The following is a 22,917-nucleotide window of genomic DNA, read 5'->3' as shown; positions in this document are numbered from 1 at the left end:
CACCGTCATGTGGGAACGCCGCCGGGCCGCCGGAATCGGCCGAACGGGTGAGCCGGCCCGCCCGTGCGGGCGAGGACGGCCGGCGAAGGGTGACAGGGCCCGCCGCCACCCCCATGTGAGGGCAGCGCGCGGACGGTGGCGCGGCTCTTGCGCTTTTGCTTTTCTCCCCGGCGGCGGCTACCGTGCCGCCGACGCCCGCCCGGCGGCGCTTTCACCTGGTACCCGGCCGATGTACGCAGACCTGCAGCCCGACCCGCCCCACCCCGTCGACGAAGCGGCGATGCGCACCGTCGACCGTGTCCTGGCCGCCCTGCGGCGGGGCGAGCCGGTGGCGGTCGAAGCCGAAGACGGGTCGTGCGCCCTGGTCCTGGCGGTGGAGATGCTGGAGGCCGAGTCGCTGGCCCGGCTGAAGCGGCTGGCCGGCGGCGATCCGGTGCTGGCGGTGACGCGCCGGCGCGCCGCCATGCTGGGCCTCCCGGCACCCGAGGACGGCGCGGTCGCGCTCACCCTGGCCGCCGGGCTGCGGGCCGACGAGGCGTTGCGTCTGGCCGACCCGGAGCAGCAGCCGGCGGCGGCCCTGCCGGCCGGCCTCGCCGCCGCCGCCGCGGCGCCGGGCTCGGCGGCGGCGGCGGCGGTCGACCTCGCCAAGGTGGCGCGCCTGCTGCCGGCGGCCGTGGTGGTGCCGGTGCGCGGCCTGCGCGGCAGCGCCGGCGCCTGGGCGGCGCGCCACGACGTCCTGGCGGCGCGGGCGCGCGACGTCGCCGACTACCGCGTCCACGTGGTCCGCACGCTGCGCCGCGTCGCCGAGGCGCGGGTGCCGCTGGAGGGGGCCGAGGACGCCCGCGTCGTCGCCTTCCGCCCGGCCGACGGCGGGCCGGAGTTCCTGGCCATCGTCATCGGCGACCCGTCGCCGGACCGGCCGGTGCTGGCCCGCCTCCACTCGGAGTGCTTCACCGGCGACCTGCTGGGCTCGCTGCGCTGCGACTGCGGCGAGCAGCTGCGCGGCGCCATCACCGAGATCGCCCGCGCCGGCGGCGGCGTGCTGCTCTACCTCGCCCAGGAGGGACGGGGCATCGGCCTGGTCAACAAGCTGCGCGCCTACCGCATCCAGGATCGTGGCTTCGACACCGTCGACGCCAACGAGATGCTGGGCTTCGAGGCGGACGAGCGGGTCTACCTGCCGGCGGCGGAGATGCTGCGGCAGCTGCGCTTCACCGCGGTGCGGCTGATGACCAACAACCCGGACAAGCTGCACCAGCTCGCCCGCTGCGGCATCGAGGTGGTGGAGCGGGTGCCCCACGTCTTCCCCTCCAACGCCCACAACGAAGGCTACCTGCGCACCAAGGCGGAGCGCAGCGGCCACCTGTTCTGAGCGCGCCGCCCGCCCGGCGGGCGGCACGATTGGCCGCCCGCCCGGCACATGTTGCCGGGGCCGGCCGGCGGCCGGCGCCGGCCGGCCCGGCGGAGTCCCGCCCAAGTCCCCCCTCCCGTCCCTGGCACGGGTCTTGCGTGTAGGCAGCCGACCGACTCGATCGCGCGAGACCAGGAGGCAACCATGTCCGCCATGGCCATCGACAGCAGCACCATCGCCACCGGCCGCCCGCCGGCAGCGGCGGCGCCGCTGCAGGCGCCCAACGGCAACCGGGAGGAGCCGGCCGCGGTGGCCGAGTCCGACCTGTCCTTCTGGGACTTCCTCGACGTGATCAATCCGCTGCAGCACATCCCGGTGATCGGCTCGGTCTACCGCGCCGTCACCGGCGACCAGATCGGCGGTCCGGCGCGGGTCATGGGCGGCATCCTGTTCGGCGGCGTGATCGGCGGCGCCGTGGCGGTGGCCAACGCCGTGCTGGAGGACACCACGGGCAAGGACGCCGGCGACCACATGCTCGTCGCCATGGGCCTCGAGGACGACGGCGAGGCGGCGACCGCCACGGCGGTGGCTGCGGCTCCCGGCGCCGCCGGGCCGGCCGCCGCCAATGCCGCCGGACCGGCGACGGCCAATGCCGCCGGACCGGCGACGGCCGGTGCCGCCGCGACGGCGGTCGCCGACGCGGCGGGCGCGGGGGCCGCGGCCGGTCCGGGTCCGCAGGGGGCCGCGCCGGCCAAGGCGGCGATGGCGGCCATGACGGAGACGGCGGCACGGCCGGCCGCGACGGTCGGACGCGGGCACGACCCGTTCGCCGCGGCGCCCGGCGAGCACCGCCCGAGTCGCATGCCGGCGCGCGACACCATCCTCGCCAACACGGCCCAGGCGCGCCACGCCGCGGCGCTCGCCCAGGGGCGGACGGCGGCGAGCGCACCCGTGCTGCCGGCCATGGTGCCGGCCGCGACCGCCCCGGCCGTCCCGGCGGCCCCGGCCCCCGCGGCCGCTGCGGCGGCCCCAGCCCCCGCGGCCGCTGCGGCGGCCGCCACGGCGCCGGCGCCGGACGCGGCCTTCCCCCAACCGGTGTCCAAGGAGGCGCTGTCGGAGGTCATGCTGCGCAACCTCGCCAAGTACGAGCAGGCCCGCAAGGCGGCGCAGCGCGCGCCGGCCGGCGTCGAGGTGTCGGGCTGATGACCGGCGGCCGCCCGGACGTCCCTGTCCCGGAGATCCCTGTCCCGGAGATCCCTGTCCCGGAGATCCTCGTCCTGCCCGACGGCTGGCTGCGCTGGCCGGGGGGCGAGGTCCGCTGCACGCTGGGGCGCGGCGGCGTGCGCCGGGACAAGCGCGAGGGCGACGGGGCGACCCCGGCCGGGCGCTTTCCGCTGCGCCGGGTGCTGTGGCGGGCCGACCGTCTGCCGCGCCCCGAGACCGGCCTGCCGACGGCCGCCATCGCCCCCGCCGACGGCTGGTGCGACGACCCCGGCGACCCCGCCTACAACCGGCCGGTCACGCTGCCCTATCCCGGGCGGCATGAACGGATGTGGCGCGACGACCACGTCTACGACCTCGTCGTCGTGCTGGGCCACAACGACGACCCGGTGGTGCCCGGTCGCGGCAGCGCCGTCTTCATGCACCTCGTCCACCCCGGGGGAACGCCGACCGCCGGCTGCGTCGCCCTGGCGGGGGACGCCCTGCTGGCCCTGCTGCGCGACTGCGGGCCCGCCAGCGTGCTGCGAATCGACTCTCCGGCGTAGCCGTCCGTGCCCGGGTTCGTGCCCGGCCATGGGGGGTTCCCGCTCCGCCCACCCAGGGGCGGGCTCGGAAACCCCGCAACATCATCGGGCCGCAGGTCGGTCGCCGGGCGGCGGGCGGCGGCCGAAGATCGCGGTGCCGACGCGCACCTGCGTCGCACCGAAGCGGACGGCGACGGGAAAATCGTCGCTCATGCCCATGCTGACGTCCGGCAGGCCGTGCCGCCGCGCCAGATCGGCGAGCAGCGCGAAGTGGAGGGCCGGCTCCTCGTCCTGCGGCGGGATGGCCATGACGCCGGTCACCGGAAGCCGCCAGGTGTCGCGGCAGGCGGCGAGGAACGACGCGAAATCGCCCGGGGCGACGCCGGCCTTCTGCGGCTCCTCGCCCGTGTTGACCTCGATGAGGCAGCGCGGCCGCCGGCCGGTGCGGGCGATCTCCGCCGCCAGGGCCTCGGCGAGGCGTGGCCGGTCGAGGGTCTGGATGGTGTCGAACAGGGCGACCGCATCCTTTACCTTGTTGGTCTGCAGCGGCCCCAGCAGGTGCAGCTCGAGGTCCGGGAAACGCTGGCGCAGCGCCGGGAACTTGGCCTTGGCCTCCTGCACGCGGTTCTCGCCGAACACCCGCTGCCCGGCCGTCAGCGCCGCCTCGATCCGCTCCACCGGGTGGGTCTTCGACACCGCCACCAGGGTCACGGCCGCGGGATCGCGCCCCGCCTGGGCCGCCGCCTCGGCGATCGCCCGGCGCACCGCGGCGAGATGGGCGGCGACGTCGGCCGCGGCATCGGTCCCGGGATCGTGAGCGGCATCGGGCGTGGAAGGGCTCATGGTCGTCTCGCTCGCAAATCGTCCACCGCAGGAGGCCGGTGCGGCAGCCGCCGCGCCGTCGCCGTCCTGTGCATCAACAGGAGGCACAGTATGGCCCGGCGCGGGCGCCCTCGCCAGCGCCGTCGGGAGCGCCGTTTCAGGCGCCGCCGGCCCTTGATGCACCTGCGAAAAGCTTTGTGGCCGGTGTGCCACACGGTGCCCCTTTTGTGGCCAGCAGGCAACTTTTGCCTTTAAGAGCTTCGTCACCACGGCGTATTTAACGGACCGGGTTCTCCGGACCCCCGGTGGCGCTACCGCGTACGACGGGATCGGACGGGTCTATTCGGCCATCAGGCCCTTAATGGAGGTTGACGGAAATGAACAAGATTCTACTCGGTAGCACGGCCCTGCTCGGCGCGCTCGTCCTCGCCCAGCCGGCGTCCGCTGAAATCACCGTGAAGCTCGGTGGCTACATCAACTTCACCGGCGGCTTCTTCGATCACGACTATCTGGCCGACGGCAACGACTTCGACTTCGACAACGAGGTCGAGGTTCATGTCCGCGCCGACGGCAAGGCCGACAACGGCCTGCTCTACGGCGTGAAGATCGAGCTGGAGACCGCCGGCGCCGCGCAGAACGGCGATGGCCGCAACTTCCGCACCGACGAAGCCAACATCTACGTGGCCGGCACCTGGGGCCGCGTCGAGCTCGGCGACGACGACGGCGCCTCGGACCAGCTGGCGATCGCCGCCCCGGTCGCCGGCGCCGGCTTCTCGGACCAGTCCGACCGTTACGGCGTCCCCGCCACGGCCGGCGACTTCCTGAAGACCTTCGACAGCAGCGACTCGAGCAAGATCACCTACTTCACCCCGACCTTCGCGGGCTTCCGGGCCGGTGTCTCGTACGCGCCGGAGGCGAACGAGGGCGACGCGACCATCCTGACGGACGGCGCCACGGGCGGCTACACCGACTGGATCGAAGGCGGCGCGCAGTACAAGGGTGAGTTCAGCGGCGTCGGTGTCGCTCTCGGCGCCACCATCGTGAACGCCCAGGGCGAGGGCAGCCGCGACGACTTCACCCAGTGGCAGCTGGGTGCGAACCTGAGCTACGCCGGCTTCACGCTCGGCGGCGGCTGGATCGACTACGACGACGCCCTGACCGGCGGCGGCGCCACCTCGATCACCGGCAACACCGCCGGCACCCTGCCGCAGCTCACGGCTCAGGACGGCTGGAACCTCGGCGTGTCCTATGCCAACGGCCCGATCTCGGCCAGCGTCGTCTACGCCTCGGTCGATTTCGAGGAGGGTGACTACACCCAGTGGCTGTTCGACATCGGGTACACCGTGGCTCCGGGCCTGATCGTCGGCGTCTCGTACTCCCCGTACGAGCTCGACGTGGACGGTGGCCCCGAGCTCGACGGCCACGCCATCCTGGTCGGCACGAAGATGTCGTTCTGATCGTTCCCACGATCGACGAGAGGGGGCGGCGCCTGTGGCGCCGCCCTTTTCGTTTGGCGACGGCCGATGCGCCCCGGCGGTGGGCTTCTGTTTTTTGGTCAATCCCTTGGTGGTTTTCTGGGCACGTTGCGCAGCGGGTGTGCGCGCAGGACACAAGGTGTTGTAGAGATGCAACGTCTGTCCGTCATCGGCGGACGAAACGATAAATGCCGTTGATACGGCGAGGAGCGTGGATGAAAAATGGACGTATTCCAAGTGTCCACGCCACCTCCCAGTGGGATCCTCGGTTGCGGCATCGCCCAGCGAGGACCTGGCAAGTCTGAGGATCGAACAATGAAGAAGATGCTTTTCGCTGGAACGGCCGTCGCGCTGCTCAGCGCCGCCGCGCCGTTGTCCGCTGCTGAAATGGTCGTGACGCTCGGCGGTTTCGTCGACTTCCAGGCCGGCTACTTCGATAACGACACCGACGACAACGACTTCGACTTCGCCAACGAGGTCGAGGTCCACATCAACGCCGACGGCAAGGCCGACAACGGCCTCGAGTACGGTGTCCATATCGAGCTCGAGCTGCGGACCGCCGCCGACGGCGACGGCCGGTCGCTGCGCACCGACGAGGCGTCGATCTACGTCGGCGGCACCTGGGGCCGTGTCGAGCTCGGCGACAACGATGGCGCCATCGCCAACATGGCGGTCTATGCGCCGACGGTCGGCATCGGCCAGCTCGACGGCATCGGCTTCAAGTTCTCCAGCGGCTTCTTCGACGCCGCCAACGCCTATCCGTTCTTCCCGACCGATCTGGTCAGCGACAGCTCGAAGATCAGCTACTACTCCCCCGACTTCGCCGGCTTCTCGTTCGGCGTCAGCTACACCCCGGAGCTCAACGAGGGCGACGCGACCATCCTCTCGGATCCCGGCACGGCCAGCGATTTCCTCGAGGGTTCGGTCGGATATGCCGGCGAGTTCTCCGGTGTGTCCGTTGCCGCCAGCGCAGGCATCGTCAAGGCGCTGGACGACGGCGACGTTGAAGACGGCGACAAGGCGATGTGGGTCGCCGGCCTGCAGCTCGGCTATGCGGGCTTCACCGTCGGCGGCGGATACGTCGATTTCAACGAGTTCAATTCCGGCTCCGGGTCTTACCTGTTCGAAGGCTTCTGGGAGCACGCCTGGAACGTCGGCGCTCGCTACGAGACCGGTCCGTTCGGCGTTGCCGTGCAGTATGCCAAGCTCGACGGCACCTCGGGCTCGGAAGAGGAAGCCTGGAGCGTGGGCGTCGCCTACGAGGTTGCGCCCGGTCTGAGCGTCGGCGCCGACTACATCTGGTTCGAAGCGGATGCCGGCACCACCGGTACGGTGATCGAGGACGACGGCAACCTGGTGCTGTTCAGCACCCGCATGTCGTTCTAACCGGCGACGGCGGTTTCTGGGCCTTGGAATCGGGCGGCGGTGCGAACCGCCGCCCTTTTTCATGCCCGCGACCCGCGCCTCCCGGGGGCGCGTCGACGCATCGCCATCCGGGCGACGAAAACGTCTTGACCGGCGGCGGCGGGGCATGATGACGTCGGCGCCATCCGACCACAGTCCCAGTCAGGCCCGATCATGTCCGCGTTCCGACCGGCTCTTCCCCTGCTCCTCCTGGCGCTCGGCGCCGCCACCTCTCCAGCGGCGGCCGAAGAGACGAAATCCTTCCAGGACTGGACCCTGGTGTGCGAGGACAGCGGCCCCGTCGAAAACCGAAACTGCCTGGTCTCCGCCGTCGCCCTCGATCCCGAGACCAAGGCGCAGGTGTTGGGCGTCGCCGTCGGCGCCGCGGACAAGGCCTCCGGACTGCACATGGCGATCAAGACGGCCCCGCAGGTCCGCAAGGACGCCGGCGTGGAGTTCCAGGTCGACAAGGGCCGCGTCTACTCCGCTCCCTTCGCCGGCTGCACGAAAGAGGCCTGCGTTCTGAGGTTCCCGATGCCCGATGAGCTCGTCGCCTCGCTGAGGAAGGGCAAGACGATGACCGTCGTCTTCGCGCCCGAAGCCAGCAAGGAGAAGGTGGGCGCCTCGGTGTCCCTGAAGGGGATCTCCGCAGCCCTCGACGCCATGGCGGCGCGCCGCAGCAAGTGATCGGCGCCGCTCCGGCGGCCCGCGGTGGCGACCGCTTGCGCGCCCCGTGACACTCCTTTATACCGGCCGGAAGACGCTTTTCCCCGGTGAGGTGCCGGGACCACAATGGTGACCACATGACCGGCCTTTCACCGCGTGTTGTTTTCGTGCGTTCCGCCATCCTCGCCCTGGGCGCCCTTCTCGCCGCCTGCAGCTCCAACGGGGAGGCGGTGCAGTCGCCCGAGCCGGAGCGCGACAACATCTACCGCTACGGCAGCCTCCTCGGCGAGGACGGCGGCCTGACCCTGTTCGGCGGACCGCGCAAGCGCGGCCAGGACGGGGCCGACGAGACCTCGGGCATCGGCGTCAACAGCTTCCTGTGGCGCGCCTCGCTCGACACGCTCAGCTTCATGCCGATCGTCCAGGCCGATCCCTTCGGCGGGGTCGTCCTGACCGACTGGTACTCGCCGCCGGAGACGCCGAACGAGCGGTTCAAGGTCAACCTCTACATCCTCGACCGCCAGCTCCGCGCCGACGGCGTGCGCGTCTCGGTGTTCCGCCAGGCCCGTACCGGCGGCACCTGGCAGGACGTCGCCGTCGCCAGCGACACCGGCCGCTCGCTGGAGGACGCGATCCTCACGCGCGCCCGCCAGCTCCGCGTCGCCCAGGCGGCCCGCTGACGGCGCCGCGGCGCCGGACATCTCACCCATCGCGAACGGAACCAAGGGACCGGCCGACCGCCATGTCGCGCTACAATGTGAAGGAAACCGAGGCGAAGTGGCAGGCGACGTGGGAGCAGCGCCGCTGCTTCGAGGCCGTCGAGGAGCCGTCCCGGCCCAAGTACTATGTGCTCGAGATGTTCCCCTACCCGTCGGGGCGCATCCACATGGGCCACGTGCGCAACTACACGATCGGCGACGTCATCGCCCGCTACAAGCGGGCGACCGGCTTCAACGTCCTGCATCCCATGGGCTGGGATGCCTTCGGCCTGCCGGCTGAGAACGCCGCGCTGGAGAAGAAGGTCCACCCGGCCAAGTGGACGCGCGAGAACATCGCCGCCATGCGCGGCCAGCTCAAGACCATGGGCCTGTCGGTCGACTGGGACCGCGAGATCGCCACCTGCGACGTGGAATACTACCGCCACGAGCAGAAGATGTTCCTCGACTTCCTCGAGGCCGGGCTCGCCTACCGCAAGGAATCGTGGGTCAACTGGGATCCGGTCGACAACACGGTGCTGGCCAACGAGCAGGTGATCGACGGCCGCGGCTGGCGCACCGGGGCGCTGGTGGAGAAGCGCAAGCTGTCCCAGTGGTTCCTCAGGATCACCGCCTTCGCCGACGAGCTGCTGGCCGGCCTCGCCACGCTCGACCGCTGGCCCGAGCGGGTGCGGCTGATGCAGGAGAACTGGATCGGCAAGTCGACCGGCGTGCGCTTCCGCTTCGCGGTGCAGGGCCGCGAGGACGGGCTGGAGGTCTTCACCACCCGGCCCGACACGCTGTTCGGCGCCTCCTTCGCCGCCATCTCGCCGAACCATCCCCTGGCCGCCGAGCTGGCCGCCGGCGATCCCGAGCTCGCCGCCTTCATCGCCGAGTGCAACCGCCTGGGCACCAGCGAGGAGGCCATCGAGACGGCGGAGAAGCGGGGCTACGACACCGGGCTGAAGGTCGTCCATCCGTTCGACCCGTCCTGGACCCTGCCGGTCTACGTCGCCAACTTCGTGCTGATGGAGTACGGCACCGGCGCCATCTTCGGCTGCCCGGCCCACGACCAGCGCGACCTCGACTTCGCCCGCAAGTACGGGCTGCCGGTCACCCCCGTGGTGATTCCCGAGGACGCCGACCCCGCCGCCTTCGCGGTGGCGGCGGAGGCCTACACCGGACCCGGCGTGCTGCGCAACTCGCGCTTCCTCGACGGCATGGACGTCGAGTCGGCCAAGCAGGAGGTCGGCCGGCGGATGGAGGCCGCGGGGCAGGGGGAACGCACCACCCAGTTCCGCCTGCGCGACTGGGGCGTGTCGCGGCAGCGCTACTGGGGCTGCCCGATCCCGGTCATCCATTGCGCCGCCTGCGGCGCCGTGCCGGTGCCGGAGGCCGACCTGCCGGTCGTCCTGCCCGAGGACGTCACCTTCGACAAGCCGGGCAACCCGCTGGACCACCACCCCACCTGGAAGCACACGACCTGCCCGTCCTGCGGCAAGCCGGCGACCCGCGAGACCGACACCTTCGACACCTTCATCGAGTCGTCCTGGTACTTCGCCCGCTTCTGCTCGCCGCACGCCGACACCGAGGCGTTCGCTCGCGACGCGGTGGACTACTGGCTGCCGGTCGACCAGTACATCGGCGGCATCGAGCACGCGGTGCTGCACCTGCTCTATTCGCGCTTCTGGACCCGCGCCCTGAAGCAGTGCGGCTACCTCAACCTGGACGAGCCGTTCGCCGGCCTGTTCACCCAGGGGATGGTGAACCACGAGACCTACAAGGACGCCGCCACCGGCGCCTGGCTGTCGCCGGCGGACATCGTCCGCAACGACGCCGGCGCCTACGTGCGGACCGACACCGGCGGCGCGGTCGCCGTCGGCCGCGTCGAGAAGATGTCGAAGTCCAAGAAGAACGTGGTCGATCCCGCCAACATCATCGACACCTACGGGGCCGATGCGGCGCGCCTGTTCATGCTGTCCGACAGCCCGCCGGAGCGCGACCTCGAGTGGACCGAGGCGGGCATCGACGGCGCCTGGCGCTACATCAACCGCCTGTGGCGCATGGTGACGGAGCCCCCGGTGGCCCTGCCCGCCCCCGGCGAGCCGCGTCCGGCCGCCCTGTCCGAGCGCGCCCTGGCCACCCGCAAGCTGGTCCACAAGACCATCGCCGGCGTCGGCGACGACCTGGAGAAGTTCCGCTTCAACAAGGCGGTGGCCCGGGTGCGCGAGCTGACCAACGCGCTGGCCGAGGTCGACGGCGGCGGCGCCGGCGAGGCCTGGGTGCTGCGCGAGGGCTACGAGGCGGCGGTGCGCCTGGTGGCGCCGATGATGCCGCACCTGGCCGAGGAGCTGTGGGCGCGGCTCGGCCACGCCACGCTGCTGGCCGAGCAGCCCTGGCCGCAGGCCGACGCCGCGCTGGCCGTGGACGACACCGTCACCGTCGCCGTGCAGGTCAACGGCAAGCTGCGCGCCAAGCTGGAGCTGGTGCGCGACGCCGCCAACGACGTCGCCGAACGGACGGCGCTGGCCGACGAGAACGTCGTCCGCGCCATCGACGGCAAGCCGGTGCGCAAGGTCATCGTCGTGCCAAATCGGGTGATCAATGTCGTCGTCTAGGCGAGCCCTCCTGCGGGCGGCCGGCGCGCTGGCGTCCGCCGCCCTCCTCCCGGCCTGCGGTTTCCAGCCGCTGTACGGCGACCGCGGCGCGGTCGGCGGCGCGGCCCAGCAGCTGTCCGAGGTGGCGATCGCCAACATCGCCGACCGGCGCGGTCAGCAGCTCCGCAACCTGCTGATCGACCGCTTCTACACCACCGAGCAGGCGGCCCAGCAGCCCTACCGACTCGACGCGACGATCCAGGCCTTCGAACAGAAGCTGGCGATCCGCAAGGACGCTTCGGCGGAGCGCGCCCAGCTCGTCGTCACCGTCCCCTTCCGGGTGGTGGACGCCGGCAACGGCCGCGTGCTGCTGTCCAGCAGCGCCCGGGCGCTCATCTCCTACAACCTCCTGGAAGAGCACTACGCGGCCCTGGCGACCGTCGACGACGCCTACGAGCGGGCGCTGCGCCAGATCGCCGACGAGATCACCTCGCGGACCGCCATGGTCCTCGTCCGCGCGTGAGCGGGGCAGGGCGGCGGTGAAGCTGCAGCCCCGCTCCGTCGACGGCTTCCTGCGCCGGCCCGACCCGAAGATCCGCGCGGTGCTGTTCTACGGTCCCGACGCCGGCCTGGTGCAGGACCGCTCCCGCACCCTGGGACGCACGGTGGTCGAGGATCTCGCCGACCCGTTCCGGGTGGCCGAGCTGTACGGGCGGGCGCTGGTCGAGGACCCCGCGCGCCTCGCCGACGAGGCCGCGGCGATCGCGCTCACCGGCGGCCGCCGCCTGGTGCGCATCCGCGAGGCCGACGACGCGACGGCGGGCGCCTTCGCGGCGCTGCTCGGCGCTCTGCCGCCCGGCGACAGCCTGGTGGTCGCCGAGGCCGGCGATCTCTCGGTGCGCTCCAAGCTGCGCCTGCTGTTCGAGGAGGCCGAAGCGGCCGCCGCCGTTCCCTGCTACGTGGAGGACGAGGCGTCGCTGGGGCAGGTGATCGCCGACCTGCTGCGCGAGCACGGCCTCGCCGCCGATCCCGACGCCCTCGCCTTCCTGTCGGGCAACCTCGTCGGCGACCGCCTGGTCGCCCGGGGCGAGATGGACAAGCTTGCCCTCTACATGGGGACGGAGAAGCGCGTCCGCCTGGAGGACGCCCAGGCCTGCGTCGGCGACAGCGGCGCGCTGGAGATGGACGAGCCGATCTGGGCCGCCGGCGACGGCGACTTCGCCACGCTCGACCGCTCGCTCGGCCGCCTGTTCGCCGAGGGCACCTCCGCGGTGGCGATCCTGCGCGCCGCGCAGCGCCACTTCCAGCGCCTGCACCTGGTCGGCTCGCAGACCGCCAAGGGGCGGCCCCTGGAGGCCACCATCGCCGCGCTGCGGCCGCCGATCTTCTTCAAGATGCGCGGACGCTTCACCAACCAGGCCAGGCGCTGGTCGCCGACGGCGGTGCGCCAGGCCTTGGAACGGCTCGTCGACGCCGAGGCGGAGTGCAAGCGCACCCACATGCCGGACGAGACGGTCTGCGCCCGCGCCCTGTTCCAGGTGGCGTCGCTGGCACGCCGCTGATCCGCCGCGGGGCGGGCCACCTTCACCCCATCAGCCCTGGCAGTCCGGCCGCCAGCGCATCGACGGCGACGCGGACCTTCAGCGGCAGGTAGGGCGTCTGCAGCCACAGCGCGTGGCAGTCGTAGAGGAACTGCGGCTCGCCCGGCAGCAGCGGCACGAGCGCGCCGGCCTGCACGCGGTCGCGAACCAGCCAAGAGGGAAGCCAGGCGAGCCCGGCGCCGGACGCCGCCGCGTCGGCGATCGCGTCGAGGTCGTCGAGCCGCAGCCGACCGGCCGGCATGACCTCCACGGGCGGACCGCCGGGGCGCGGGAACAGCCAGGGACGGATGCGGCCGGACCGGCGGTAGATCACGGCGTGGTGGCCGCCGAGGTCGTCGATCCGCTGCGGACCGCCGTGTCTGTCGAGATAGGACGGCGAGGCACAGACGATCATGCGCTGCCGCGCAACCCGACGCGCGATGACCCCGGAGCGGTCCTGCAGGCTCCCGGTCCGGATGGCGAGATCGTATCCGTCCTCCAGATCCGCGAAGGCGTCGCCGAAGGACAGGTCGAGGTCCAGCGACGGATGCCGGTGCGCCAGGGCCAGCAGGATCGGAGCGACGCATCGCCGGCCGAAATGCACGGGCATGGTGACGCGCAGCCGGCCGCGCGGTTCCGACAGCTGCTCCGCGGCAAGGGCGTCCGCCGCATCAGCCTCGGCGAGGATGACCCGGCAGCGTTCGTAGTAGGCGCGTCCGAACTCGGTCAGGCTCTGGCGGCGCGTGGTGCGATGGAGGAGACGCACGCCGAGCCTCTCCTCGAGGAAGCGGACGTGCTTCCCGACCATCGGTCCGGACAGCTCGAGCGCCGCCGCGGCGGCCGCGAAGGAGCCCAGGTCGACGGCCTTCACGAAGACGGCCATGCTCGCAAGACGGTCCATGTTTCGAAACCAATGGTTTTCGATGTCGTTCGGAATGCCTGGTTTATCCCGGACATGCACGCTGACACACTCCATTCATCCTATCTGATTAGGAGTGATCGGCCCATGGCACGCGTCGTCCGCTTCCACCGGCATGGCGGCCCCGAGGTTCTGCGCATCGAGGACATCGACGTTCCCGCTCCCGGCCGGGGAGAGGTGCGCATCCGCGTCAAGGCGTTGGGTCTCAACCGGGCCGAGGCCTTGCTCCGCTCCGGTTCCTACATCGAGACGCCGGGCCTGCCGTCGGGCCTCGGCCTCGAAGCCGCGGGGATCGTCGAAGCGGTCGGCGCCGCCGTCGGCGGCCTCGCGCCGGGCGATGCCGTCAGCCTGGTGCCGCCGCTCTCCATGGTCCGCTGGCCGACCTATGGCGAGCTCGTCCGTTTCCCGGCGGAACACGCCGTCAAGCACCCGCCGTCGCTGGGATGGGAGACGGCGGCCGCGCTGTGGATGCCCTATCTCACCGCCTACGGCGCCCTGGTCGACGTCGCCAAGCTTCGCAGGGGCGACGCCATCGTCATCACCGCCGCGTCGAGCAGTGTCGGCTTGGCGGCCATCCAGATCGCCAACAGGGTGGGGGCGACGCCCATCGCCGTCACCCGCTCATCCGGAAAGGTGCGGGCGCTGTTCGACGCCGGGGCCGCGCACGCCATCGCGTCGGCGGACGAGGACCTGGGGGCCGCCCTGAGGGCCATCGCCGGTCCGGCCGGGGTGCGCGTCGTCTTCGATGCCGTCGGCGGGCCGTCGTTGGCGGCGCTGACCGCCGCCATGGCGCGCGGTGGCATCCTCATCGAGTATGGCGGTCTCAGCCCGGAGCCGACGCCGTTCCCGCTGTTCACGGCGCTGAGCAGATCGCTGACCCTGCGCGGCTACCTCGTCCATGAGGTCATCGGCGATCCGGCGCGCCTGGAGGCGGCGAAGGCCTTCATCCTCGACGGGCTGAGGGAAGGGGCATTGCACCCGGTCATCGCCCGGACCTTTCCGTTCGACCGGATCGTCGACGCCCACCGCTTCCTGGAGTCGAACGAACAGTTCGGAAAGATCGTCGTGACGGTTTGAGCGCGCTGCGCAACGGCGGAACGGGTCGGGCAGGGGGCGGACCGTTCACGCCGTCCCGGTCGGTGGCGGTCCGCTACTCCGCGTCGTCGGCCGGCGGCTGGCCGTCCTCGCCGAGGCGCCGCAGCACCTCGTCGAGCTGGTCCAGGCTCTGGTAGTGGATCGTGATGGACCCGCGCTTGCCCTGCGGCTTGATGGCGACGCGCAGGCCGATGCGGGCGGAGATCTCCTCCTCCAGGTTGGTGAGGTCCATGTCCTTGACCGGAGCGGGGCGGCCCTCGCGCGCGCCTTCGGCGCTGCGCCGCGCCAGCTCCTCCGTCTGGCGGACGTTGAGCCCGCGCTTGACGACCTCCTTCGCCAGCCCCACCGGGTCGTCCGCGGTGAGCACGGCGCGGGCGTGCCCGGCGGTGATCTCGCCGGCCTGGACCATGTGCTTGATCGGCTCGGGCAGGGACAGCAGACGCATCATGTTGGCGACGTGGCTGCGGCTCTTGCCGACGACGCGCGACAGGTCCTCCTGGGTGTGCTCGAACTCCTCCATCAGCCGCCGGTAGCCCTCCGCCTCCTCGAGCGGGGTGAGGTCCTGGCGCTGGATGTTCTCGATGAGGGCGATCTCCAGCGCCTCGCGGTCGCTGAGCTCGCGGATGACCACCGGCACCTCGTGCAGGCCGGCGAGCTGGGCCGCCCGCCAGCGCCGCTCGCCGGCGATGATCTCGTAGTCGTTGGCCGACTCCGAGGTGCGGCGGACGAGGAGGGGCTGCAGGATGCCCTTCTCGCGCACCGAGTCGACGAGGCTCTGGATCGCCCCCTCGTCGAAGCTGCGGCGCGGCTGGTACTTGCCGGGACGCAGGAAGTCGATCGGCACCTGCTTCGACTGCCGCACCTTGTCGAGCGCCGAATAGTCCTCGGTGGCTTCGCCGAACAGCGCCGACAGGCCGCGGCCGAGGTTGGTCCGCCGGCCGCCCTCGGCCGCGCGCTTCGAATCGTCCATCACGCCACCAGCCTCTTCTCGCGTCGCAGCACTTCGCCGGCCAGGTTGATGTAGGCCTGCGCCCCCGGGCAGCGCATGTCGTAGATCAGCACCGGCTTGCCGTGCGACGGCGCCTCCGACACCTTCACGTTGCGCGGGATCACGGTGTCGAACACCTTCTCGCCGAAGAAGCCGCGGACGTCGGCCGCCACCATGTCGGAGAGGTTGTTGCGCTTGTCGAACATGGTCAGGACGACGCCGTGGATGTCGAGGTCCTGGTTGAAGCTGCGCTTCACCCGCTCGATCGTCCGCACCAGATGGCTCAGTCCCTCCAGGGCGTAGAATTCGCACTGCAGCGGCACCATCACCGCGTTGGCGGCGACCAGGGCGTTCAGGGTCAGCAGGCCGAGGGCGGGGGGGCAGTCGATCAGCACATAGTCGTATTCCAGGGCGCTGCGCCGGACCGCCTCGCGCAGCCGGAATTCCCGGTTCGGCGCGCCGACCAGCTCGATCTCGGCGCCCGACAGGTCGACCGACGAGGTGACGATGGAGAGGTTCGGCACCTCAGACGGCACGGCCGCCGCCTCCAGGGCCAACCCGTCGAACAGCACGTCGTAGGAGCCGACCTGCCGGTTGGCACGGGGGATGCCGAGGCCGGTCGACGCGTTGCCCTGGGGATCGAGGTCGACGACGAGCACGCGCTTGCCGACCGACGCCAGGGCGGTGGCGAGGTTGATGGCGGTCGTGGTCTTGCCCACGCCACCCTTCTGGTTGGCGACGGCGATGACACGGACGGCGGACATGGTGGCCTCTCGAAAAGCCGGGGAGCGGGAAAGGGTCTGGTGCGTCTCAGACACGGGCGATACCACTCAGGCGCAGGACGGTCCCTTGCGGGTCCGTGGCGCTGTCGAAGCGCTCGACGGTCATACTCCAAGATTTGGTGGCGAGGGTCAATTCGTCTTCCAGATTTTGACCCTTGAGGAACAGGGCGACCGTGCGCGGCGTGCGAAAAGGCAGGCTCCACGCCAGCAGCTCGGACAAGGGCGCCAGGGCGCGGGCGGTGATCGCATCGGCGGGGAAGGGGGTGACCGCCTCGATGCGGCGGTTGTGGACGGTCGCCGCCGTGCCGGTGAGCCGGGCGGCCTCGCGCAGGAAGGCGGCCTTGCGCGAATCGCTTTCCACGAGATGGACGTCGGGCACACCGAGGATCGCCAGCACGAGCCCCGGAAAGCCCGCGCCGCTGCCGAGGTCGACCAGCGTCCGGGTTCCTTCGGGCAGCAGCGGGAGGAGTTGCGCCGAGTCGAGGAAATGGCGGCGCCAGACGTCGTCCAGGGTCGATCGGCCGACCAGGTTGATGGAGGGCTGCCACTTGCGCAGCAGCGCCTCGTAGGCGGCGAACCGCTCCCGCGTTTCACGTGAAACAGCGGCGGCCTCGCCGAATGCCTCCGGGGACAGCGCCGCCATCACACCGCCACCGACTCGGGCCGACGTTTCACGTGACGCAGCAGCGCCACCAGGGCGGCCGGCGTCATGCCGGGGATCCGCGCTGCGGCGCCCAGCGTCTCGGGCCGGGCCTGCCGCAGCTTGATGCGGATCTCCGCCGACAGGCTGCCCACCGCATCGACGTCGAGGTCGGCCGGGAGGGCCAGCGCCTCGTCCTTGCGGAAGGCGCGGATGTCGGCCTCCTGGCGCTCCAGGTAGCCGGCGTACCGCCCGTCGATCTCCAGCTGCTCGGCGACGTCGGCGGGGATCTCCGCCAGCATCGGCCAGACCCGCGCCAGACCCTGGAGGGTGACGTCGGGGTAGCGGAGCAGGTCGGCGGCGGAGCGGCGCACCCCGTCCTGGTTGACCGGGAGACCCTGGCGGAGCAGGTCGGCCGGCGTCGCCCGCAGCGAACCCGCCAGCGCGCGCGCCGCCTCCAGGGCCGTCCGCTTGCGATCGAAGGCGGCGCGGCGGACGCTGCCGACGCAGCCGACCGCGACGCCCCGGGGCGTCAGCCGCTGGTCGGCGTTGTCGGCGCGCAGCAGCAGCCGGTACTCGGCGCGCGAGGTGAACATGCGGTACGGTTCGTTGGTGCCCCGGGTGACGAGGTCGTCGATGAGGACGCCGATGTAGGCGTCGGCACGGTCGAGCACGAAGCCGTCGCGGCCGCCCGCCGCCCGCAGCGCCGCGTTGATCCCGGCCATCAGCCCCTGCGCCGCCGCCTCCTCGTAGCCGGTGGTGCCGTTGATCTGGCCGGCGAGGAACAGGCCCGGCGCGCGGCGGGTCTCCAGGGTCGGCCGCAGCTCCCGCGGATCGACGTAGTCGTACTCGATGGCGTAGCCCGGCCGCAGCATGACCGCCCGCTCCAGCCCCGGCATGCCGGCGAGCACGGCCCGCTGCACGTCGCGGGGCAGGGAGGTGGAGATGCCGTTGGGATAGACAGTGTCGTCGTCCAGACCCTCCGGCTCGAGGAAGACCTGGTGCCGCTCCCTGTCGGCGAAGCGCACCACCTTGTCCTCGATCGACGGGCAGTAGCGCGGACCCACGCTCTGGATCTGCCCGGAGTACATGGGCGCCCGGTGCAGGTTGGCGCGGATCAGCGCGTGCGCCTCCGGGGTCGTCCAGGTGATCGCGCAGTCCACCTGCGGCGTGTCGATGCGGTCGGTCAGATAGGAGAAGGGCGGCGGCGGCTCGTCGCCCGGCTGGCGTTCGAGGGCGGCCCAGTCGATGGTGCGGCCGTCGAGCCGCGGCGGCGTCCCGGTCTTCAGCCGGCCCAGCGCGAAGCCGATCCGCTCCAGGGTAAGGGCCAGCCCGACCGCCGGCGCCTCGCCGACCCGGCCGGCGGGCACCGTCTCGTCGCCGATGTGGATGACGCCGCGCAGGAAGGTGCCGGTGGTCAGCACCACCGCTCCGGCGCCGACCCGTTCGCCGGAGCCGGTGACGACGCCGGTCACCCGGCCGGCATCGTCCAGGAGCAGATCCTCGACTCCGCCGCCCTCGAGCGCCAGGCCGGGCTGCTCGGCCAGGACCGCCTGCATGGCCTGCCGGTACAGCTTGCGGTCGGCCTGGGCGCGCGGGCCGCGGACCGCCGGTCCCTTGCTCCGGTTGAGGATGCGGAACTGGATGCCGGCACGGTCGATGACCCGTGCCATCACGCCGTCCAGGGCGTCGATCTCGCGGACGAGATGGCCCTTGGCGAGGCCGCCGATGGCCGGGTTGCACGACATCTCGCCGATGGTGGCGAGGGTGTGGGTGAGGAGCAGCGTGCGCGCGCCCATGCGCGCGGCCGCCGCCGCCGCTTCACAGCCGGCGTGTCCGCCGCCGACAACGATGACATCGAAGGTCCGCATGGGCGGCAATCTAGGGGAGGGCGGCGGCGCTGCCAAGGGGCTTGCCGGGCCGGCCGCGGCGATGTTTCACGTGAAACACGCTCGCCTCACTTGCCGATGCAGAAGTCCCGGAAGATGACGTCGAGCAGATCCTCGACGTCGACCCGCCCGGTGATCCGGCCGAGCGCCCGGCTCGCCAGCCGGACGTCCTCCGCCGCCAGCTCCGGCAGCGCCGCATCGAGGGACCGCAGCAGGGCCGCCCGGCACTCCTCCAGCGCCCGGCGGTGCCGCGCCCGGGTGAGCGCCGGGGCGCCCGAGCCGGCAAGGCGCGCCGCCGCCTCGTCGGCGAGCCGGCGCTCCAGCGCGCCGAGGCCGGCGCCGCTCACGGCCGAGACGACCAGCGCCGGCCGGCCGGCGACGACGGGCCCGCTCACCGCGGCAAGGTCGCCCTTGTTGAGCACGGGGACGGCGGCCGCGTCGACCAGCCCGACGGTGGCCGGGTCCAGGTCGGGCCAACGCGCGGCGTCGAAGACCGCCACCTTGAGGTCGGCGCTGGCGGCGCGGGCGAGGGCGCGGCGCACCCCTTCCTCCTCGACCTCGTCGGCCGCCTCGCGGATGCCGGCGGTGTCGGCCAGCACGACGGGGTAGCCGCCGACGTCGAGGTGCACCTCGATGACGTCGCGGGTGGTGCCGGCGCGCGCCGAGACGATGGCGGCGTCGCGGCGGGCGAGGGCGTTCAGCAGGCTGGACTTGCCGGCGTTGGGGGCGCCGACGATGGCGACGTGCAGCCCCTCGCGCAGCCGTTCGCCGCGCCCGGCATCGTCCAGATGGTCGGCGATCGCCGCCGCCAGCGCCGCCAGCTCCGGGCGCACCGCGTCGGCGACGCCGGCCGGCAGATCCTCGTCGGGAAAGTCGATGTCGGCCTCGATGTGGGCGAGGGCCCGCATCAGGCGGCCGCGCCAGCCCTCGTAGAGCCGGCCGAGCGCGCCCTCCATCTGGCGCAGGGCCTGGCGTCGCTGCGCCGCCGTCTCGGCGTCGATCAGGTCGATCAGGCCCTCGGCCTCGGTCAGGTCGAGCTTGCCGTTCTCGAAGGCGCGGCGGGTGAACTCCCCGGGCTCGGCGGTGCGCAGGCCGGGACAGCCGGCCAGGGCCTCGACGACCGCCGCGGTCACGGCGCGGCCGCCGTGCAGGTGCAGTTCGGCGACGTCCTCGCCGGTGTAGCTGCGGGGCGCCGGGAACCACAGCACCAGCGCGTCGTCGAGCCGGTCGCCGTGCGCCGGATCGCGCAGGCGCGCCAGGGTGGCGACACGGGGGGCCGGCGGCGGCCGGCCGGTGAGGGCGTCCAGCGCCGCCCCGGCGGCCGGCCCGGACACGCGGACCACCGCCACGCCGGCGCGGCCGGGGGCGGTGGCGAGGGCGAAGATGGTGTCGGCCATCGGCGTGCGGTCGGGGGTCGGCCCCGCTCAGCCCCGCTGGTCCGGCCGCAGCTCCCGCTGCTCGGTGGCCAGCATCAGCCGCTCGACCCGGCCGCCCTCGACCAGGTGCGTCTGCAGGATCGCGTCGACGTCGGCCGGGGAGTGGTAGGTGTACCAGACGCCCTCGGGATAGATGACCATGGTCGGGCCGAGCTCGCAGCGGTCGAGGCAGCCCGCCGAATTGATGCGCACGCGGCCGTCGAGCCCGAGCTCGCGGGCCCGCGCCTTCATGTAGTCACGCAGCTTCTCCGACCCGCTCGCGGCGCAGCTGCCCCGCCGGTGTCCGTCGGGCCGCCGGTTGGTGCAGCAGAACACGTGCGCTTCGAAGTAAGGCTTCGGATCGTTCACTTCTTGCCATCCTTGCCCATGGCCGCCGCCATCTGGGTCCAAAAGATCTTCTGGAGCTGTTCGACTCCCTGGATGCCGGCGGGCAGCCAGGTCTTCATCATGGTCTCCGGATCCATGGCGTTGAGACCGTTGACCATGCGGTTCTGCACCTCCTTCATCAGGGCCTCCTGCATGGGCCTGACGTCGGGGAGGCCGAGGAAGGTCCGCGCCTCCTCCGGGGTGCAATCGACGTCGATGGTGATCTTCATGGGCGTTCCTCCGCCGGGCCGCCGCGGCGGCGCGCCGGAGCGGGTGGGCTTGTGCCGTCGTTGTGCGGGGGCGAGCGCGGCTCCGGCTCGCGCCCCACTATACAGATAGGCACCCCTGGCGCAATCGGCAGGCCGGCGCCATCCTTACTGGCTCGACCATTCAAGACCAGCAAAGGGATGCCCGCCATGACCGCCAACCTCCTCGGCCGGGAGACGAGCCCCTATCTGCTCCAGCACCGGGACAATCCCGTGCACTGGATGCCGTGGGGACCCGACGCCTTCGCCCGGGCCCGCGCGGAGGGCAAGCCCATCCTGCTCTCGGTCGGCTACGCCGCGTGCCACTGGTGTCACGTGATGGCCCACGAGAGCTTCGAGAACCCCGACATCGCCGCGGTGATGAACGAGCTGTTCGTCAGCGTGAAGGTCGACCGCGAGGAACGGCCGGACGTCGACCACATCTACCAGAGCGCGCTGGCGGTGCTGGGGCAGCCCGGCGGCTGGCCGCTCACCATGTTCCTGACCCCGGAGGCGGAGCCGTTCTGGGGCGGCACCTACTTCCCGCCCACCTCGCGCTATGGCCGGCCCGGTTTCGTCGACGTGCTCCAGGGGGTCGCCGAGACCTACCGCCGGGAACCGGACAAGGTGCGCCGCAACGTCACGGCACTGGCCGACGCCCTGGCGAAGCTGGGGGAGAACCGCTCCGGCGACGGCATCGACCCGGCGGTGATCGACCAGGTGGCCGAGCGGCTGGCCCGCGAGGTCGACCCGGTCCATGGCGGCATCGGCAGCGCTCCGAAGTTCCCGCAGGTGCCGATCTTCACGCTGCTGTGGCGCGCCTGGCGGCGCACCGGGCGCCCGGCCTACCGCGAGGCGGTGACGACCACGCTCACCCGGATGGCCCAGGGCGGCATCTACGACCATCTCGGCGGCGGCTTCGCCCGCTACTCCGTGGACGAGCGCTGGCTGGTGCCGCACTTCGAGAAGATGCTCTACGACAACGCCCAGCTCGTCGAGCTGCTGACCCTGGTCTGGCAGGAGACGCGGCATCCGCTGTTCGAGACCCGGGTGCGCGAGACGGTGGGCTGGCTGCTGCGGGAGATGGTCGCCGACGGCGGCGGCTTCGCCAGCACGCTCGACGCCGACAGCGAAGGGGAGGAGGGGCGCTTCTACGTGTGGAGCGAGGCCGAGATCGACGGGCTGCTCGGTCCCGGTGCGGCCGCCTTCAAAGCAGCGTACGGCGTCACCCCGCACGGCAATTTCGAGGGTGCCACCATCCTCAACCGCCTCGACAACCCGACCCTGGGCGATGCGGCGGCCGAGGCGGCGCTGGCCGCGCAGCGGCGCGTCCTGCTGGACGCCCGCGCCGGGCGGGTGCGGCCGGGCTGGGACGACAAGGTGCTGGCGGATTGGAACGGCCTGATGATCGCCGCCCTCGCCGAGGCGGCCGCCGTGTTCGACGAGCCGGACTGGCTGGCCGCCGCCCGGCGCGCCTTCGCCTTCGTGGCCGAACGCATGGCGGTGGGCGACCGGCTCGGCCACAGCTGGCGGGCCGGCCAGCTCAAGCACCCGGGCACCCTCGACGATCACGCCCAGATGGCGCGCGCCGCCCTGGCGCTGGCCGAGGCCACCGGGGAGGGCGCCTATCTCGACCACGCCCGCACCTGGGTCGCCGCCCTCGACCGCCATTACTGGGACGACGACGCCGGCGGCTACTTCTTCACCGCCGACGACGCCGAGAACCTCATCGTGCGCACCAAGAACGCGCACGATTCCGCCGTCCCCAGCGGCAACGGGGTGATGGTCGGGGTGCTCGCCCGCCTCTGGCACCTGACCGGCGAGGACGCCTACCGGCGGCGCGCCGACGCGCTGGTCGGCGCCTTCGCCGGCGAACTCGCGCGCAACTTCTTTCCCCTGCCGACCTTGCTCAACAACACCGAGCTGCTGCACGAGCCGCTGCTGGTCGTGCTGGTCGGCCCGCCCGACGACGATGCCCTCGCCGGGCTGCGCCGCACCGTGCTCGGCCGGTCGCTGCCCAACCGCATCCTCCAGACCGTGGCGCCGGACGCGGCGCTGCCGCCATCCCATCCGGCCCACGGAAAGGGTATGATCGGTGGCCGGGCGACCGCCTATGTCTGCACCGGCATGGCCTGTTCGCCGCCGGTCGGCGATCCGGCGGCGCTCGCCGCCGCGCTCGACGCCGGGCTCGACCAGGGACGCGCGCAAGGGAGATGACGGAC

Annotated in this window: 21 protein-coding genes; 12 read left to right on the top strand and 9 right to left on the bottom strand. The window is 72.2% G+C overall.

Annotation, left to right across the window (positions count from 1 at the left end; all coding sequences use genetic code 11):
* Positions 1 to 229 precede the first annotated feature (229 nt).
* The 3 genes from ribA (at position 230) to ACSBPG_RS01585 (ending at position 3,117) form a co-directional block, all read left to right on the top strand.
* The gene (gene ribA / locus ACSBPG_RS01595; RefSeq protein ID WP_435535336.1) at positions 230 to 1,372 is read left to right on the top strand and encodes a GTP cyclohydrolase II; all 1,143 of its coding nucleotides are present in this window, start codon (positions 230 to 232) and stop codon (positions 1,370 to 1,372) included.
* Between the two features lie 183 nt (positions 1,373 to 1,555).
* Positions 1,556 to 2,554, top strand: a complete 999-nt coding sequence (locus ACSBPG_RS01590) for a hypothetical protein (protein WP_435535335.1) — start codon at positions 1,556 to 1,558, stop codon at positions 2,552 to 2,554.
* Positions 2,554 to 3,117 (top strand): L,D-transpeptidase family protein, encoded by a 564-nt coding sequence (locus ACSBPG_RS01585; protein ID WP_435535334.1) that lies wholly within the window; start codon positions 2,554 to 2,556, stop codon positions 3,115 to 3,117. The genes ACSBPG_RS01590 and ACSBPG_RS01585 overlap by 1 nt, the downstream gene beginning before the upstream one ends.
* Positions 3,118 to 3,198: 81 nt before the next feature.
* Here the strand turns inward: ACSBPG_RS01585 and ACSBPG_RS01580 are convergent, their stop codons facing one another.
* Positions 3,199 to 3,939, bottom strand: a complete 741-nt coding sequence (locus ACSBPG_RS01580) for a YggS family pyridoxal phosphate-dependent enzyme (protein WP_435535333.1) — start codon at positions 3,937 to 3,939, stop codon at positions 3,199 to 3,201.
* 356 nt (positions 3,940 to 4,295) lie between these two features.
* Between ACSBPG_RS01580 and ACSBPG_RS01575 the strand changes: the two genes are divergently transcribed.
* The 7 genes from ACSBPG_RS01575 to holA all read left to right on the top strand — a co-directional run bounded on the left by ACSBPG_RS01575 (position 4,296) and on the right by holA (position 12,317).
* Complete coding sequence (locus tag ACSBPG_RS01575; RefSeq protein WP_435535332.1) at positions 4,296 to 5,375, top strand: porin; 1,080 nt, start codon at positions 4,296 to 4,298, stop codon at positions 5,373 to 5,375.
* Between the two features lie 333 nt (positions 5,376 to 5,708).
* The gene (locus ACSBPG_RS01570; protein ID WP_435535331.1) at positions 5,709 to 6,779 is read left to right on the top strand and encodes a porin; all 1,071 of its coding nucleotides are present in this window, start codon (positions 5,709 to 5,711) and stop codon (positions 6,777 to 6,779) included.
* A 192-nt stretch (positions 6,780 to 6,971) separates the two neighbouring features.
* Complete coding sequence (locus ACSBPG_RS01565) at positions 6,972 to 7,484, top strand: invasion associated locus B family protein (protein WP_435535330.1); 513 nt, start codon at positions 6,972 to 6,974, stop codon at positions 7,482 to 7,484.
* 116 nt (positions 7,485 to 7,600) lie between these two features.
* Complete coding sequence (locus tag ACSBPG_RS01560) at positions 7,601 to 8,143, top strand: DUF3576 domain-containing protein (RefSeq protein WP_435535329.1); 543 nt, start codon at positions 7,601 to 7,603, stop codon at positions 8,141 to 8,143.
* Between the two features lie 62 nt (positions 8,144 to 8,205).
* The gene (gene leuS / locus ACSBPG_RS01555) at positions 8,206 to 10,776 is read left to right on the top strand and encodes a leucine--tRNA ligase (protein WP_435535328.1); all 2,571 of its coding nucleotides are present in this window, start codon (positions 8,206 to 8,208) and stop codon (positions 10,774 to 10,776) included.
* Positions 10,763 to 11,278, top strand: a complete 516-nt coding sequence (gene lptE / locus ACSBPG_RS01550; protein WP_435535327.1) for an LPS assembly lipoprotein LptE — start codon at positions 10,763 to 10,765, stop codon at positions 11,276 to 11,278. The genes leuS and lptE overlap by 14 nt, the downstream gene beginning before the upstream one ends.
* Positions 11,279 to 11,294: 16 nt before the next feature.
* Positions 11,295 to 12,317, top strand: a complete 1,023-nt coding sequence (gene holA / locus ACSBPG_RS01545; protein ID WP_435535326.1) for a DNA polymerase III subunit delta — start codon at positions 11,295 to 11,297, stop codon at positions 12,315 to 12,317.
* A 22-nt stretch (positions 12,318 to 12,339) separates the two neighbouring features.
* Here holA and ACSBPG_RS01540 read toward each other — a convergent pair whose 3' ends face one another.
* The gene (locus ACSBPG_RS01540) at positions 12,340 to 13,236 is read right to left on the bottom strand and encodes a LysR family transcriptional regulator (RefSeq protein ID WP_435535325.1); all 897 of its coding nucleotides are present in this window, start codon (positions 13,234 to 13,236) and stop codon (positions 12,340 to 12,342) included.
* 105 nt (positions 13,237 to 13,341) lie between these two features.
* Between ACSBPG_RS01540 and ACSBPG_RS01535 the strand changes: the two genes are divergently transcribed.
* Entirely contained in the window at positions 13,342 to 14,331 is a 990-nt protein-coding gene (locus ACSBPG_RS01535) for a zinc-dependent alcohol dehydrogenase family protein (RefSeq protein WP_435535324.1), read from the top strand.
* A 73-nt stretch (positions 14,332 to 14,404) separates the two neighbouring features.
* On the opposite strand, the gene ACSBPG_RS01530 is transcribed toward ACSBPG_RS01535, so the two are convergent.
* The 7 genes from ACSBPG_RS01530 to ACSBPG_RS01500 all read right to left on the bottom strand — a co-directional run bounded on the left by ACSBPG_RS01530 (position 14,405) and on the right by ACSBPG_RS01500 (position 20,680).
* Entirely contained in the window at positions 14,405 to 15,319 is a 915-nt protein-coding gene (locus ACSBPG_RS01530; RefSeq protein WP_435535323.1) for a ParB/RepB/Spo0J family partition protein, read from the bottom strand.
* Positions 15,319 to 16,101 (bottom strand): ParA family protein, encoded by a 783-nt coding sequence (locus tag ACSBPG_RS01525; RefSeq protein WP_435535322.1) that lies wholly within the window; start codon positions 16,099 to 16,101, stop codon positions 15,319 to 15,321. Before ACSBPG_RS01525 ends, ACSBPG_RS01530 begins: the two co-directional genes overlap by 1 nt.
* 46 nt (positions 16,102 to 16,147) lie before the next feature.
* The gene (gene rsmG / locus ACSBPG_RS01520) at positions 16,148 to 16,753 is read right to left on the bottom strand and encodes a 16S rRNA (guanine(527)-N(7))-methyltransferase RsmG (RefSeq protein WP_435535504.1); all 606 of its coding nucleotides are present in this window, start codon (positions 16,751 to 16,753) and stop codon (positions 16,148 to 16,150) included.
* Positions 16,754 to 16,761: 8 nt separating this feature from the next.
* Positions 16,762 to 18,630: a tRNA uridine-5-carboxymethylaminomethyl(34) synthesis enzyme MnmG gene (gene mnmG / locus ACSBPG_RS01515; protein ID WP_435535321.1), complete on the bottom strand. Its 1,869-nt coding sequence runs from the start codon at positions 18,628 to 18,630 to the stop codon at positions 16,762 to 16,764.
* 86 nt (positions 18,631 to 18,716) lie between these two features.
* Positions 18,717 to 20,045 (bottom strand): tRNA uridine-5-carboxymethylaminomethyl(34) synthesis GTPase MnmE, encoded by a 1,329-nt coding sequence (mnmE, locus tag ACSBPG_RS01510; protein WP_435535320.1) that lies wholly within the window; start codon positions 20,043 to 20,045, stop codon positions 18,717 to 18,719.
* 27 nt (positions 20,046 to 20,072) lie between these two features.
* Positions 20,073 to 20,432 carry a (2Fe-2S) ferredoxin domain-containing protein gene (locus ACSBPG_RS01505; RefSeq protein WP_435535319.1) on the bottom strand — a complete coding sequence of 120 codons (360 nt, stop codon included), beginning with the start codon at positions 20,430 to 20,432 and terminating at the stop codon, positions 20,073 to 20,075.
* Positions 20,429 to 20,680, bottom strand: coding sequence for a DUF6489 family protein (locus ACSBPG_RS01500; protein WP_435535318.1), 252 nt, complete (start codon positions 20,678 to 20,680; stop codon positions 20,429 to 20,431). The genes ACSBPG_RS01505 and ACSBPG_RS01500 overlap by 4 nt, the downstream gene beginning before the upstream one ends.
* A 186-nt stretch (positions 20,681 to 20,866) precedes the next feature.
* Between ACSBPG_RS01500 and ACSBPG_RS01495 the strand changes: the two genes are divergently transcribed.
* Positions 20,867 to 22,912 carry a thioredoxin domain-containing protein gene (locus tag ACSBPG_RS01495; RefSeq protein WP_435535317.1) on the top strand — a complete coding sequence of 682 codons (2,046 nt, stop codon included), beginning with the start codon at positions 20,867 to 20,869 and terminating at the stop codon, positions 22,910 to 22,912.
* The last annotated feature ends 5 nt before the right edge of the window (positions 22,913 to 22,917 follow it).

This window comes from Azospirillum sp. ST 5-10 (assembly GCF_051225715.1).
In the GTDB taxonomy this organism is placed as follows: Bacteria; Pseudomonadota; Alphaproteobacteria; order Azospirillales; family Azospirillaceae; genus Azospirillum.
Note: the sequence above shows the minus strand (reverse complement) of the source record. Positions and strands in the feature narration are given on the sequence as shown.